A 14,077-nucleotide genomic window follows, 5' to 3' on the forward strand; every position below is an offset into this window, starting at 1 on the left:
GGACTGAGGCCCCCTTAGCGCGGAACGCGGAGTCAGCCGAGACCTTGAGCGAACCCACCGTCGACGACCAATTCGGTGCCCGTAGTGAAGGTCGCGTCAGCGAGATACAGTGCGGCCGCGGCCACCTCGTCGACGGTGCCCGGTCTACCCATCGGCGTGGTCGCCTTCCCGTCACGGATGAACTCCGCGCGCTGCTGCTCGGTCAGTTCCGCCACACCCATGCTTGGCGTCAGGATGAAACCGGGAGCGACGGCATTGACCCGGATATTGCGTGGCAGCAGTTCGGCGGCAAGTACTTTCGCGAACGCGCGCACGGCCTCCTTCGCTGCGGAGTAGGCGCTGAGCCCGGGGAAGATCCGGTCGTTGGACACCGTCGTGAACACGATGCTGCCCCCGTCGCTGATCAGTGGGGCCAGTCGTTGCACCGTGAAGAACGCCCCCTTGGCATTGACGTCGAAGACGCGGTCCCAATGCTCGACGGTCGCTTCGTCGAGGGATTTGAACTCGGCGACACCGTGATTGACGAACAAGTAGTCGATGCCGCCCAGGCGCTGTTCGGCCACCCGGCCGAGTTCATCGATGTCTGCGGATTTCGTCGCGTCGGAGCGCACGATATGCGCTGCGGCCGGATCCAGCTCCGCGCGCGCCTTCTCGATCCCGGCCTGGTTGCGGCCGGTGAGCACCACTTCCGCGCCGCGATCCACCAGGGCTTGGACGATGGCCAGGCCCATACCGTGTGTGCCACCGGTGACTACGGCCTTCTTGCCGGCGAGGGGATGTGAGCTTTGGTTTTTGGTCATGTCGCTACGCTAAAGTCTGACGTTGACGTGAGAGTCAATCACCTGAGACGGGGGTCACATGCGGATCGGCGAGCTGTCCCGTAGAACCGGCATGAGTGTGCGAGGCCTGCGCTACTACGAGGAACAGGGCCTGTTGCGACCGCAGCGGCGCGCCAGCGGCTACCGCGAGTTCACCGAGTCCGATGTGGAATCCGTGCGGCGTATCCGCATCCTGATCGCGGCCGGAGTGCCGACCCGGGTGATCGCCGAGGTACTGCCCTGCATGGTCGATGAAGGTCGCTACCTGGCGCCCACCTGCGAGGAGATGGCCGAGGACCTTCGGATCGAGCTCGATCGCATGGACCGCGACATCGCCGAACGAACGGCCGCTCGCTCGATTCTGCAGTCGATCCTCGCGGTCGACCCGCCTACGAAGGCCTAACGCCAGCCCGCATCCCACACCTCCGCTAGCCAGCGGCATCCGGCTGCGACGATTCGCGAGAATCGCCCCCAGGCTGGGCGCGTATATCTGCAGTGCCGCGACCGCGGTTCGATTCCACGGTGGCCCGCGTCCACGCCTGACTTCCGTCAGGAGGAGTGAGCGGTAATGGCTCCCGGAGCGCGCGACCGGAATCAGGCCGCAGGCCCGGCCGGCGGGTGCGCGCTCACACCGAATTGCGGGTGTCTGGCACGTGACCAGTGGAGGTTGGCTAGTCGGCCTGCTCTTGCGACGGCCGTAGCTTGCCCTCGGCGTTTCTGTGATGTCATGGATGAAGACGCGACGCGTGGTGGGGAGGTTGTATGTCGAGTGCGGCGTTACTCGGGTGGGTGGTCGTGGCGTTGGTTGGAGTGATGACTCCAGGGATCGACACACTGCTTGTGCTTCGACATACCGTGCTCGGGGGTCGACGTGATGGGTTCATGGTGTTGGTTGGTATTGGTCTCGGCTGCCTGGTGTGGGCGAGCGCCAGTCTGATCGGCCTGACCGCGTTGCTAGCAGCCTCGACGGTGGCGTACAACGCTGTACGTATCGCGGGCGCGGTGTATTTGGTGTGGCTCGGCATCTCTGCGCTCCGAAAGACGCTGGCCCACAATGGTTCGTACCGCGGTGATGAAGTCGACTCGCCGATGGGTGCCTCGCGGGGCGGATTCGCCGCCTTGCGGGCTGGGCTGTTGACCAATCTTCTCAACCCCAAGGTCGGCGTCTTCTACATCAGTCTGTTGCCGCAGTTCCTGCCAGTCGGACCAGGCGCTGGTGGGTGGGGAATGTTGCTGGTCGCCATACACCTCGCGGCGACATTCGTCTGGTATCCGACGCTGATTTGGTGGGCGGCTACGGCGCGGACCTGGCTGCAACGACAGCAGGTCCGGCGGTGGCTTGATCGCGTTACTGCGACGGTGCTCATCGGATTGGGTGTCAAGCTCGCTGCCGAAGTCCGATAGCTCGGGCAGAGAAGTGAACGCACGGTCATGCCGCTGTGCGCGCTAGGCGAAGCGGCCATCCCGCAGCGGCCGGCGGACCAAAGCTGTTGCGGCTCAGAACGTCTGGATCTGCCGAATATGCGTCGGTGTCGGCCGAGCGCGGCGCCGTCGAAATCGGCTTTTCGAACAATGAACGGCCAAGCATGATTGGACTGTGGCAGGAGATCAGATTCGCATCGTCGACTACGACCCCAGCTGGCCTGGGCTGGCGGAGGACGCGATTTCAGAGCTCCGCACACTGTGGCCGAGCCTCTTGGCAGAGGTCGAGCACATCGGTTCAACCGCAGTACCCGGCCTTGTAGCGAAGCCCGTGATCGATTTGATGGCAGCCGCGGCGGAGCTGGCGGAAGTCGAACGAAGAGAAGCGCAACTGGTAGTGCTGGGCTATCGGCGTCACCGCAACGGGATCAATGACCGGCTCATCTACGTTCGAGCCCGTGAGGACACCAGGACCCACATTCTGCACGTTGTCGACCTGGCGAGCTGGCCTTTTCGAAATCAGCGTCTATTGCGCGACTATCTGCGTGCCAATCCTGAGGAAGCCGAGCGATACGCCCAGCTGAAACGGCGGATCGTTGAAGCCGGCACACCGCCCCGTGTGGGAGAAGAAGTGACGCTACGACTTTGAAGTGCACAGCAGCGCCGATCCGGCCAGCGAGCCGAACGCGCTGTTCTGCCGCGGAGCGCGCGATCTGTACTTACGAGCCCGCGGCCGATTGTGCGCTGCGGTGAGCAATCTCCATCGATATATGGAGCGACGGCGCCTGAAATCGGCTCTAGGGCAAGAGCTCTTCGGAGTGTGGCCTGATATGTTCGTTTCTCGTGACAGGGTCGCAAGACGCATGCGGCCACCGCCGCATGATCGTCGTACAGATCGACGGGACCATAATCGGCGATGGTGCGATCCCGCCGCCCCGGATCGGTTCGGTGATCCGATTCCCACTTCGCTTCGTCGAATCGTCGCCCGTCGACGGTGCCGTGGCGGCAGTGCGTGCACTGCTGAAACCGAGTGGCCGTGACCTGATTCTGCAATACACACGCGAGGACGAGCCGCGCCGGTGGGAGTGGAACGGGCTGCTGCAGGGTGACGGATGGACCGCCTCGTGGCGCGGCTTTCGTCCGCTCACCGGGCAAGTGGAGCTGAACGGCCGGTTCTACGCGGATTGGGGCTACGACACGGCAGGCCGGGTACGCGGGCGCGTCACCCGCGTGCAACTGGTCAGTGAGCGATACCGGTTAGGGTCCGGCCCGCATGGTTCGTGGGAGCAGATACCGGGGTACCGGACGCTTCGAGATGTCGAGGCTGCGCCACGTTTCTTCGATAGCAGCATGTTCGCGCAAGAATCCGGCGAAGTGGATCACGAGGTCGCGGCGCTGGTCGAGCTCGACCTCGACGATGTGCCCGAGTTGCCGACACGATCCAGCCTCGTACCCGGAGACGTGTCCGCGTCGGAGGAGCTGCTGTGGGTAGCAGACCGCGAGCTCCCGCTCGTGGTCAGTCTCGACGTCGAACACATGCCGACCGAACATCTTCTGCCGGGCCCGGTCGGTCCGGCCCGAAGCATCTGGGCCACCCCCACCGGGTGTTGGGTGGGCGGTGAAGACGGGACCTATCACTGTACCGCCGGCGGCATACCCCGACGCGTAGACAGACTTTCGGTGATCGCGGGTGCCGTAGCCGGTGAAACGTTTCTTTCCTGCACCTCCGGGTCGACGTGGGTTCTGCACAGGCCCGGCAGGCAACCTGTCGAGCTCACGGCACCGGACGGGCATGTCACCTCGATCGCTGTGGACGACGGCGGCTTCGTTGTCCTCCTTCGGCATTTCGGCTCCGACGAAGAATCCGGTATTCGACTGGTGCGCGTCGATACCTCCGGATCGATGACCAGCGGCCCGATCTTGCCGGGCGCTCCAGGACCCAACCTGCCCTACCTGACCGGTCCACCGTTGCGTGTTTTTCGCGGCGAGAATGCGTGGCGGGTCTCGCCGGATCTGAACATCGGCTCCGTGCAGCGTCTTCCCCGCCTGCCGCTGCGGGGCGGACAGGTCGGGGACTACGTCTGGATCGTGGGTCATCCGCCGGACGGAACCGGATCATCGGGGTGGTGGCCACTGCCCGGCCCCATCGAAAACGACTCCGTACGTCAGTTCTGGCTGTTCACCTTGCTCGACGCCACCACACTCGAACCCGTCAGCAGCACACCGATATTCACCACCCGACCCGGAGTGACAATCGACAGTGCGAACGCGGTGTGGGTGACCGCCGACGGCGTCCGTGCCATTCCCGTCCAAACAATGCGGTGGCCGGACCGTTTGGACGTGGCAGCACTGGTCGATAAGTCTCGCCGCTCGTCCGGGGCCTATCCCGCTGACTTCGGCCAGCAAGAGTGAGCGGTGGTGCCGCGACCCGCGCCTCGGTCTGGCGTGCTGGTTGGGTTCGTCCAGGTCAGTTGGACGATCGGGATCGTTCGGCCCGCGTGGCCGGCCTCGCGGCGGTACGCGATGTAGGCCGGGAAAACCCGATCGGCGATAGCCCAGAGTCGCTGGCGCTCGGCGTCGTCGTCGATCACCGCAGCACGCATCGGGGCCCCTGCGAACCTGACATCGGGATTGGCCACAAGGTTGTAGTACCAATCGGGATTGCGCGAGCTGCCCGCATTGGAGGCCGCGATGACGATGTGGTCACCGTCGACGAAGTAGATAATGGCGTTGCGCCGTTTCGCTTTCGTCTTGGCGCCTTCGGTCTCCAGGATCGCCGTCGGGAAGACGAGTGTCGTTGCCAGCCGGCCACGAGTGATTCGCAACAACAACGGATCGAGTTTCCATGCGATGTGGCGAGAAACAATTCTCGGTAGGCGACGGGCGGCGATAGCCGAATAGGTCCTGACGAACCATCCGGGTCGACTGCCCGCCTCGACCGGCCTCGAACGCAGCCTGTGCGCTGCGGGAGTGACGGTAATCCTCATTCCTCCCCCGATTCCTTCTACTACGTTAAATAGTAGCTCAAATTGCAAGGTACGAGCATGCCGGTGCGGGGGAGCGCTTCGATGCCGACCTAGGCACCTGAGCAAAGGGTTTGCCCGGTGTTCGCGGTGCGCTGAAATCGGTTGTGGGAGTAGCGGGTGCGTGGGATGGTCGGGGGAGAGCGCGACGGTGGAGGGCGCGCGGAACGGGGGGATGGATATGCGGATTTCGGTGCAGGCTCTGCTGGTTCAGATGGTGGTGTGGTTCGGGCTGGCGTTCGTGATCAAGTGGGCGCTGGGGCGGTGGGGGGCGGAGGGGCTGCCTCGGCCTTGGGTCGATGTCGGGATTCTCGTGCTGGCGGGGCTGGCGTATGGGGTCGGGCGGGGGCTGTGGGCGCATCGGCGGGCGCGGCTGCGGGCGGCGCGGATCCGGCGGTTGCGGGCAGCGGGGGAGTACGCGGCGGCGATTCCACTGATGCGCGCGATGTTGCGGATGTGCACGGAGATGGAGGGGGCCACGGGGCAGAACACGCTGTACTGGCATCACCAGCTCGGTGCGGTGCTCGGGGATGCCGGGCAACCCACCGAGGCGGTGACGCAGGCGTCGATCGCCGTGCGCGGACGGGAGGTCGTCTACGGGCCGGACCACCGGCTCACCGTGGAGTCGCGGGAACTGTACGACCGCCTGCTGTTGCGGGAGGCGCGGCGCCCGGCCACCGAGCTGCTGCGCCTGCTGTTCCCGGATCGCGCCGACTGAGGATCGCGACGACGCGCGAACACGCCTGCCGATCACCGGAAATCGGGGATCGGCGGGGCATACTCCGAGCATGCCCCGGCTCCCGCGCTGCCTGCTCGCCGTGCTCGCTGCCTCCGCCGTGCTGTTCCCGCCGCCGGCGACGGCCGATCCCGGCTCCGCGATCCTCGAGGTGCGCCCGCTCGGGGGGCGCGAGTTCGAGGTCGTGGTCTACTCGGCGGCCATGGGTCGCCCGATCCCGGTGTGGGTGTCGCATCCGGGTGGTCCCGCGCCCGCGCTGTATCTGCTGAACGCGGTGGACGGCGGTGAGACCGGCGGCCCGTGGACCCAGCGCACCGACGCGGCGCGGTTCTTCGCCGACAAACCGGTGAACGTGGTGCAGCCGATCGGCGGTCGCGCGTCCTATTACACCGATTGGCTGGCCGACGATCCGACGATCGGCCGGGCCAAGTGGTCGACCTTTCTCATCGACGAGTTGCCCCCGCTGCTGGAGAACCAGTTCGGCATGACCGGCCGCAACGCCGTCGCCGGAACCTCGATGTCGGCGACCTCCGCGCTCAACCTCGCCATCGAAGCGCCCGGCCGGTATCAGGCGGTGGGCGCCTACAGCGGCTGCCCGCGCACCGAGGATCCGATGGCGCGCGCCTACGTGCACTACCAGCTGGGCCTCTACGGCGCCAACGCCACCAATATGTGGGGAGGCCCGGACAATCCGGCCTGGGCCGCGCACGATCCGGTGCGCAACGCCGAGCTGCTGCGCGGCGTCGCGCTCTACATCTCGGCCGGCAACGGCGCGGCGGGCGTGCACGAGACCCTCGCCGACCCGACCATCGGCGGCGACGCGGGTCGGCTGGCCGATCGCATGCTGGTGGGCGGCGGGATGGAGACTTTCGTGCGCGGGTGTGCGACGGCCCTGACCGACCGGCTCGCCCAACTCGGTATCCCGGCGACGGTGGTGCTGCGCAACGGCACCCACGCCTGGCCGTACTGGCAGGACGATCTGCACGATTCGTGGCCGGTGTTCGCCGCCGCGCTCGGCGTCTAGCGCGCGGCCGATTCCGGCAGCGCACGGGTCAGCAGGCCCAGTCCCAGCGCGACGGCGGCCAGCGCCGCGAACATCGTCACACTGCCCGCCAGCGTGTGCGCGCGAAAGAACACCGCGCACAGCAGCGCGAGCCCCAGCGCGTTGCCGATCTGCTCGAGGGTGGGCAGCAGCCCCGAGGCCGCCTCCATCTGCGGCTGCTCCAGCCCGGACAGCATGATCGGCTGCAGCGGAACGCAGAACACGCCGACGCTCATTCCCGCCAGCAGCACCGGCCCGAGCACCAGCGCGACCGACACCGCGCCGCCGGTAACGGCCAGATAGCCCGCACCGGCCCCCACCCACAGTCCGAACATCGTGATCCCGGCGACCAGCGCGCGAACTCCCCAGCGTCGCACCAGCATCGGCGACAGCAGCGCCCCGGCGCACGCGCCGACCGCGAACGGGGTCATCAGCAGGCCCGTGCGCCACGGCGAGAACCCCAGGACCTCCTGCACGGTGACCGAGACCGCGAACACGAACGCCGTGAACAACCCGAAGAACACGGTCAGCAGCGCCGACCCGACCGCGAACCGCCGATCCGTGAACAGATCGAACCGCGCCAGCGGCGCGCGCCCCCGGCGCTGCTGAGCGACGAACACCGCGCCGCCGGCGAGCGCGCCCGCGATCAGCGCCACGGGTCCGGGCCGCCAGCCGTGCTGCTGAATATCGGTGAGCGCGTAGAGCAGTGCGAACAGGCTCGCCGTCGACAGCCCGGCGCCGGCCAGGTCGAGCCACTCGCGCCGCTCCGGCCGCCCGGGCCGCAGATACCGCAGCACCAGCGCGATGGCGATCAGCCCGAGCGGCAGGTTGATCAGGAACACCGCGTGCCAGCCGAGCCCGAAGACGTCGGCCATGACCAGCGCGCCGCCGAGCATCGGTCCGAGCGCGCCCGCGAACCCGGCCATCGCCCCGTAGATCGCGAACACCCGCGGGTGCCGGTGCCGCGGGAAACCGGCCGTGGCGATGGCGATGGTCTGCGCGGCCATCCCCGCCGCGGCGCTGCCCTGCACCACCCGGGCGAGCACGAGTTCGGTTGCGCTGGAGGAGATCCCGCACCACACGGAGGCCGCCGTGAACACCGTCACCGCGGCCAGGAACATGGTGCGCCGCCCGATCAGCTGGCCGATCCGGGCGGCGGTGAGCAGGGTGCAGGCGAAGGCCAGCGCGTAGCCGGAGACCACCAGCAGCTGCGCCCGCGGCGACGCCGCCAGATCCGCGGTGATGCTGGGCAGCGCCGTGATGACGATGGTGCCATCGATCATCTGCATGAACACCGCGATCAAGCAGCCGGTGAACGACAGCCACGCGGCGCGCTCCTCGCTCACCGGGCCCCGGCGGCCTGCGCCAGATGCCCGTCCAGGATCGGGCCGATGACGGCGACCACCTCGCTGTTGGTCATCTGCGCGTGCGTCGCCGCGACCGGATGCTCGATCAGCGCGCCGGTGACATACGGCCGCCACATCTGCGCGTCGAAGGACTCGGTGATGCCCCGGGTCGCCGAAAAGTACAGCAGGTCACCGTCGTACACCGCAGGGCGGTAGCCGTGCGCGAGCAGGACGCCGCTGACGTATCCGCGATGCAGCCGCTCGAGCTGCCCGGCCGAGAGCCCGGTGCCGAAGGACGCGCCCGCGACCGCCAGCTCGGCGGCGGCTTCGGCGGCGGTGATCTCCGGCGCCGCGTCCGCGTCCTCGGGTTCGTCGCCGAGCAGATGGGTGAGCAGGTCGCGCATGCGCGGCGCGGCCGGCGGCTCGGCTCCGGCGGGAATGACGACGCTGTCCAGCATGGCCAGCACCGCCACCGTCGCGCCGCGCTCACGCAGCCGCACGGCGATGGCGTGCGCCAGCTGGCCGCCGAGCGACCAGCCGAGCAGGTGATAGGGGCCCTCGGGCTGCACGCCGAGCATCGTGTCGATGTAGCTGTCGACGAGCGTGTCCACGGTCGCGGCGGAATCCACGCCCGTGGCGAGCACCGGCGCCTGCAACCCGTAGATCGGGCGATCGGTCAGGTAGCGGGCCAGCCCGGCATAGCACCACGCCAGCGGCACCGCCGAGTGCACGCAGAACAGCGGCGGCCGGGAGCCGCCGCGCCGCAGCACCAGCAGCGCGCCGAGCGCGTCGTCGTCGGCGGCGCCGGCCGGGTCGTAGTTCGCGATCGCCTCGGCGAGCAGGCGCACGGTGGAGCTGGTGTAGAGCCAGCGCACCGTCACGGGCGCGCCGGTGGCTTCCTCCAGGGCGGCCGAAACGACCACGCCCAGCAGGGAATTGCCGCCGAGCTCGAAGAAGTCGTCGTCCAGGCCGACCGCGTCGCGGTCGAGGGTGGCGGCGAAGCGCGCGGCGATCAGGCGTTCCAGCTCGGTCTGCGGCGCGGCGTAGGGCCGGCGCACCGCGACGGGCGGGCGCAGACTCGCACGATCGACTTTTCCGTTGCCCGCGACCGGAATTCGATCCAGCGGCACCAGCGCGGAGGGCACCAGGGCCGACGGCAGTTCGGCGCGCAACCGCCGCAGCGTGGCGGCCGTGTCGATCCGGCCGCCCGGTGTCGCGACGACGTAGCCCACCAGGCGCGCCTCGGGCTGTCCGGCGTCGGCGATGGTCACCACCGCGTAGGCGATCTCGGGTTCGGCCAGCAGCGCGCCTTCGATCTCGGCCGGTTCGATGCGGCGGCCGTGCAATTCGAGCTGACCGTCCAGGCGGCCGAAGAACGCGAACCCGCCGTCGGGTCCGACGGCGACCTGATCGCCGGTGCGGTAGAGGCGTCCGCCGGAACCGAACGGGTCGGCGACGAACCGCGCGGCCGTCGCGGCGGGGTTGCCGAGGTAGTAGTCCGCGACGCCGAGGCCGCCGAGATAGAGTTCGCCCCGGGCCCCGTCGGGCACCCGGGTCAATCGTGTATCCAATACCGCCGCAAGAACTCCCGGCAGCGGAACGCCGATCGTCACCGGTTCGTCGGCGGTCATGGCCGCGGTTTCGGTGGTCATCACGGTCACCTCGGTGGGCCCGTAGCCGTTGTAGAGCCGCACCCGCGGCGCCCACTCCGCCACCACCTTCGCCGGGCAGGCTTCGCCGCCGATGGCCACGACCCGGACCGCCGGAACGGCTTCCGGCGCGAGCGTGGCGAGCACCGCGGGCGCGGTCTGGAGCAGGGTGCAGCCGCTGTCGCGGATCAACCGGGCCAGGGGCTCGCCCGCGACCACGGCCGGCGGGGCCACCACGACCTGGGCCCCCGCCGCGAAGGCCGGCAGCAGTTCCAGCAGGTGCGCGTCGAAGGTCGAGGTGTGCGAGTGCAGCAGCACCGAATCAGTGCCGATGCCATAGTGTTCGAGCAGATAGGCGGTCAGCGAGCCGAGCCCGCGGTGGCTGACCACAACACCCTTGGGCTGTCCGGTCGTGCCGGAGGTGTGGATCAGATAGGCGGGATGGCCCGGCCGCAGCGGGCGGGGGGGTTCGGCCTCCGCTATCGGGTCGCCGGGGAACCGCCCGGCCGGTGCGGGATCGTCGAGCAGTAGCCAGTCGATGCCGGGCACGTCGGCGTGCGGCAGCCGCGGGTACGCGGCCTGCGTCGTCAACCCTTGGCGCGCACCGCAACCCGCCAGCACGGCGGCATTGCGGGGGAGTGGGTCGGCGGGATCGAGCGGCACGAGACACGCGCCCGACCGCGCCACCGCCCACAGCGCCAGGACCGACTCCAGCGACCGCTCGACGGCCACCGCCACGAACGCGCCGGGCCCCGCGCCGCCCGCCAGCAGGACGCGCGCCCACCGCGCGGACGCCGCGTCCAGTTCCCGGTAGGTCATGCTCCGGCCGCCGCAGCGCACCGCGACCGCCGCCGGCGCGAGATCCGCGCGCAACAGCTCGGGCAGCGTCCGGATCGGACCGGCCGGTGGCGCTACGGCCGGTGCGGCCGGCGCGGATTCCACTGCTGTGACCGGGGATTCGGCGTCGGCGGCGAGGAAGCGGGCGAAGTAGTCCAGGAACATGCGGTGCCGCCAGCGCACCGTCTCGTAGCGGTAGCGGGCCGGGTTCGCCTGGAAGTCCAGGCTGACCGAGGTCTCGTCCGGCCCGGCCTGATAGCCGTTGATCTGCAGGTCCAGCACCGGGCCCAGCGCGAGCAGCCGGGCCTGCCCCTCGGCCGCGCCGAGACGCAGCGGTTCCACCAGGCCCAGCAGATTCACCACCGGGCCGAAACCGCTGACCACCGCCTCGTGCCCGCGCCGCATGTCCTCGTGCCGGAATCGCTGGTGCCGCAACGCGGCGATGACCTTCGAGCGCACCTGGGCGATGACCGCGCCCACGGTGGCGGTGTCGAGCCCGGTCATGCGCAGCGGCACCACATTCGACATCGAGCCGCCCGATCGCCGCAGGGCGGCGGTGGGCCGCGCGGCGACGGGCATGGTCAGGGTGGCCTCGGTGGTGCCCGTCATGCGCGCCAGGAAACAGGCGAAGGCGGCGATCGCCAGTTCGGGGAAGGTCGCGCCGTAGCGGGCTTTGGCCGCGGCGAGCAGTCGCGCGGTGGCGGCGTCGAGCGTGCCGGTGACGTGGTGCGGCCGGACCGTCGGCGGCGCCGGTCGCCCGCCCAGTCCGATCGGGTCGCCCATTCCGGCGAGCTGGCCCCGCCAGTATTCGCGGTCGTCCTGGGCACGCGCCGATTCCCGGTAGGCGCGTTCGTCGGCCAGGATCTGCGCGATCGTCAGCGCGCCGGACTCCGGCGGCGGGCCGGTGGGCTCCGCCCGGCAGAGGTCGGCGGTGCGGCGCAGGACGGCCGCCGCGCCGACCCCGTCGAGGACGATGTGATGGCTGCGCAGATACAGCAGGCGCCGCCGCGGACCCACGAGGTAGAACCTGGCGACGGTCAGCTCGTCGGCCAGCGGGTCCAGGGGCGTGCTGTAGTCGCGTTCCATCCGGTCCAGGGCGGTGGCGACCGGATCCGGCTCGGCGGTCAGGTCCTCGACCTCGAGGCGCAACCGCGCGTCGGGATCGAGGTATTGCCGGGGCGCGCCGTCGACGATCCGGAAGCGCAGCTGCGCCGCACCGAGTTCCGCGGCCGCCTGCCGGGCGCACCGCTCGGTCAGGTCGAGGTCGAGGTCGCCGGTGACATCCAGGTACATCGCCACCGTGACCGGTACCCGCGGATGCAGCTTCTGGGCCAGCCACCAGGCCCACTGTGCTTGCGACAGCGGATAACTCGGGCACACCGCAGCTTCTGGGACGACCGTCAACACGCCTCCTGGCACCAGGCAAATGCAGGGCAAATGCTGGCGCAAAGATACGGCACCGTGCGCGCGGCCACCGTGAACCCGGCCCGGCGGGCCGCCCCGGATCGGGCGGCCCGCCCGCGTTCACGCGCTCAGCCGCTCGTGCAGCCGCACCCATCGGGCGGGATGCACCCGGCCGGCCGGATCGGCGGCGTCCACTCCGGCCGCCGCCAGCGCCGCGTCCAAGCCGGGGTAGCTCACGCCCAGGGCGGCGTGCACGGTGTCCGGTCCGGCGAAAGCCGCCCGGATCATCGCCAGGTAGGCGTCGCCGTCGCGCACCAGCGGTTCGGCTCGGCGGGTGATCCGCACGATCGTGGCGTCGCCGGCGAGCGCGGGCCGGAACGCGGTGCGCGCCACGTTTCCGTGCGCTTGCCAGTCGAACCACGGCCAGCTGCGGACGGTCGCGAGATCCCAGGGGCCCTCGCCCGACAGCGCGGCCGCCTGGATCACCAGCGTCGCCGAGGTGAGCGCGGCCGCGGCCAGGCACCAGTCCACGACGCGTGCCGAGGTGAGTCCGCCGACCACCGCGAACGCCGCGCGCGGCGCCTTGACGCCGGCGAAATCGGCACGTACCACGCGGATTCCGCGGGTGTGCGCCCCCAGCTTGGCGGCCAGCAGCGGGTCCTGCTCGAAGGCGGTGACCTCGGCTCCGCCGCGGGCCAGCGCCCGGGTGAGCAGCCCCTGCCCCGCCTCGGGTTCGAGGATCGGCCCGCGCGGATCGGCCACCGCCACCACGGCCGCCGCGGCGTCGTGGTCGATCAGGACATGCCGGGTCGGTTCGGGCCCGGACCGCTGCCGCGCCGCGCGGCCGCCGCCGTTCTTGACCTTGCCCTGCGTATGAGAATAGTTCCGGTATGCGAAATCTTGCGCCACAGCGCTTGCTCCTTCGGGTCTTCGAGTGAATGGATCTCGAAGGGCCCTGGGCGCGCTCGCGGACGCCGAAGCAGTCGTCTCCGCGTCCGCTAGCGGGCCAGAGCCCGAGCGCTGCGCAGACGAATGAAGTACGGGGCGACACGGCAATACATGGTGGCCACCCTAGAAACGACCGCCGCCGCCCCGCAACCGATTTAACGCGCGCTACCTCGCGGCGTCGACGACCCGGATGCGCACGACCTCCGAGATGTAGCGCCCGCCCTTGCGGTCTCCGGGGGTGGTGAGCCTGGGGCGGGCCAGCGGCCGGCCGTCCTCGCTGAGCGCCAGCAGCACCTGCTGCCCGGCGAATTCCGGTGCGATCTCGGCCCAGGCGAGGGTGGCGCTGTAGCCGTCCGCCCCCGTCACGACGATCGCCAAGCGGAGCAGCCCGTTCTTCGCGGCCGGATCGGCCTTCGGCTGCGCGGTGTTCAGCACGTCGAGCAGCAGCGGCCCGTCGTAGCTGTGGGTCTGGCGGCCCGCGCTGGAGTCGAAGGACACCTGCTGGGATCGCGAAGCGAACCCGCGCAGCGCGTCGAGGGTGAGCGCCTGCGGAGCGCCGAGCGCCCCTTCGAGCCGCACGCCGTCGACGGCCGAAACGTTCTGCGGAGTCACCGAGGGTGTGGCGTCGCTCGAATCGTTTGTGCCGCAGCCTGTTACGAGTGCGAGGCAGGTCAGGGTGATGATCGCCGCGATCCGGGATCGGTGGGTCGCGGTGCGGAGTGTCGACGAGAAAGAGTTCACCCGCTCATCCTCTCGCTGATAATCGGTACTTTGCTAGGTCTAACTCACGCATTCACGGATGTTTTTCGCCATCAGAACCTCATCTGAGATTTATCGATCAAATCGCTCAAT

The 14,077-nt window shown here is 69.4% G+C and carries 12 protein-coding genes; 6 read left to right on the forward strand and 6 right to left on the reverse strand.

The annotated features are described in order from the left end of the window. Positions 1-32: 32 nt before the first annotated feature. On the reverse strand, positions 33-800 hold the full coding sequence (locus tag AB0I43_RS25490) for an SDR family oxidoreductase (protein WP_356974242.1): 768 nt from the start codon (positions 798-800) through the stop codon (positions 33-35). A 58-nt stretch (positions 801-858) separates the two neighbouring features. On the opposite strand from AB0I43_RS25490, the gene AB0I43_RS25495 reads away from it, so the two are divergent. The 4 genes from AB0I43_RS25495 (at position 859) to AB0I43_RS25510 (ending at position 4,652) form a co-directional block, all read left to right on the forward strand. After that, positions 859-1,221 (forward strand): MerR family transcriptional regulator, encoded by a 363-nt coding sequence (locus tag AB0I43_RS25495; RefSeq protein WP_356974240.1) that lies wholly within the window; start codon positions 859-861, stop codon positions 1,219-1,221. A gap of 410 nt (positions 1,222-1,631) precedes the next feature. After that, positions 1,632-2,222: a LysE family translocator gene (locus AB0I43_RS25500; RefSeq protein WP_357432735.1), complete on the forward strand. Its 591-nt coding sequence runs from the start codon at positions 1,632-1,634 to the stop codon at positions 2,220-2,222. Positions 2,223-2,415: 193 nt separating this feature from the next. Next, positions 2,416-2,889, forward strand: coding sequence for a GrpB family protein (locus AB0I43_RS25505; protein ID WP_356974238.1), 474 nt, complete (start codon positions 2,416-2,418; stop codon positions 2,887-2,889). A gap of 230 nt (positions 2,890-3,119) precedes the next feature. After that, a complete protein-coding gene (locus AB0I43_RS25510) occupies positions 3,120-4,652 on the forward strand; it encodes a hypothetical protein (RefSeq protein WP_356974237.1) in 1,533 nt (510 codons plus the stop codon). On the opposite strand, the gene AB0I43_RS25515 is transcribed toward AB0I43_RS25510, so the two are convergent. Further along, positions 4,622-5,227, reverse strand: coding sequence for a nitroreductase/quinone reductase family protein (locus AB0I43_RS25515; RefSeq protein WP_356974236.1), 606 nt, complete (start codon positions 5,225-5,227; stop codon positions 4,622-4,624). The genes AB0I43_RS25510 and AB0I43_RS25515 overlap by 31 nt on opposite strands. Before the next feature lie 211 nt (positions 5,228-5,438). Here AB0I43_RS25515 and AB0I43_RS25520 point away from each other — a divergent pair, with 211 nt between their 5' ends. Both AB0I43_RS25520 and AB0I43_RS25525 read left to right on the forward strand, forming a co-directional pair. Beyond that, positions 5,439-5,981 carry a tetratricopeptide repeat protein gene (locus tag AB0I43_RS25520; protein WP_356974235.1) on the forward strand — a complete coding sequence of 181 codons (543 nt, stop codon included), beginning with the start codon at positions 5,439-5,441 and terminating at the stop codon, positions 5,979-5,981. Between the two features lie 70 nt (positions 5,982-6,051). Continuing rightward, entirely contained in the window at positions 6,052-7,023 is a 972-nt protein-coding gene (locus AB0I43_RS25525; RefSeq protein ID WP_356974233.1) for an alpha/beta hydrolase family protein, read from the forward strand. Here AB0I43_RS25525 and AB0I43_RS25530 read toward each other — a convergent pair. From AB0I43_RS25530 to AB0I43_RS25545, 4 genes are all read right to left on the reverse strand, one after another. After that, the gene (locus AB0I43_RS25530) at positions 7,020-8,387 is read right to left on the reverse strand and encodes an MFS transporter (protein WP_356974232.1); all 1,368 of its coding nucleotides are present in this window, start codon (positions 8,385-8,387) and stop codon (positions 7,020-7,022) included. The two genes, AB0I43_RS25525 and AB0I43_RS25530, sit on opposite strands and share 4 nt — an antisense overlap. Next, on the reverse strand, positions 8,384-12,280 hold the full coding sequence (locus tag AB0I43_RS25535) for an amino acid adenylation domain-containing protein (protein ID WP_356974231.1): 3,897 nt from the start codon (positions 12,278-12,280) through the stop codon (positions 8,384-8,386). The genes AB0I43_RS25530 and AB0I43_RS25535 overlap by 4 nt, the downstream gene beginning before the upstream one ends. A 117-nt stretch (positions 12,281-12,397) precedes the next feature. After that, on the reverse strand, positions 12,398-13,186 hold the full coding sequence (locus tag AB0I43_RS25540) for an rRNA adenine N-6-methyltransferase family protein (RefSeq protein ID WP_356974230.1): 789 nt from the start codon (positions 13,184-13,186) through the stop codon (positions 12,398-12,400). 204 nt (positions 13,187-13,390) lie between these two features. Then, on the reverse strand, positions 13,391-13,966 hold the full coding sequence (locus AB0I43_RS25545) for a molybdopterin-binding oxidoreductase (protein WP_356974229.1): 576 nt from the start codon (positions 13,964-13,966) through the stop codon (positions 13,391-13,393). Positions 13,967-14,077: the final 111 nt, after the last annotated feature.

The sequence above is a fragment of the Nocardia sp. NPDC050435 genome, from assembly GCF_040655395.1.
Taxonomy (GTDB): domain Bacteria; phylum Actinomycetota; class Actinomycetes; order Mycobacteriales; family Mycobacteriaceae; genus Nocardia.

Bases quoted from the DNA above. Each gene is read 5' to 3' on its own strand.
- AB0I43_RS25510 (WP_356974237.1), top strand. From the start codon at position 3,120: ATGATCGTCGTACAGATCGACGGGACCATAATCGGCGATGGTGCGATC.
- AB0I43_RS25520 (WP_356974235.1), top strand. From the start codon at position 5,439: ATGGATATGCGGATTTCGGTGCAGGCTCTGCTGGTTCAGATGGTGGTG.
- AB0I43_RS25490 (WP_356974242.1), bottom strand. From the start codon at position 800: ATGACCAAAAACCAAAGCTCACATCCCCTCGCCGGCAAGAAGGCCGTA.
- AB0I43_RS25525 (WP_356974233.1), top strand. From the start codon at position 6,052: ATGCCCCGGCTCCCGCGCTGCCTGCTCGCCGTGCTCGCTGCCTCCGCC.
- AB0I43_RS25515 (WP_356974236.1), bottom strand. From the start codon at position 5,227: ATGAGGATTACCGTCACTCCCGCAGCGCACAGGCTGCGTTCGAGGCCG.
- AB0I43_RS25500 (WP_357432735.1), top strand. From the start codon at position 1,632: ATGACTCCAGGGATCGACACACTGCTTGTGCTTCGACATACCGTGCTC.
- AB0I43_RS25495 (WP_356974240.1), top strand. From the start codon at position 859: ATGCGGATCGGCGAGCTGTCCCGTAGAACCGGCATGAGTGTGCGAGGC.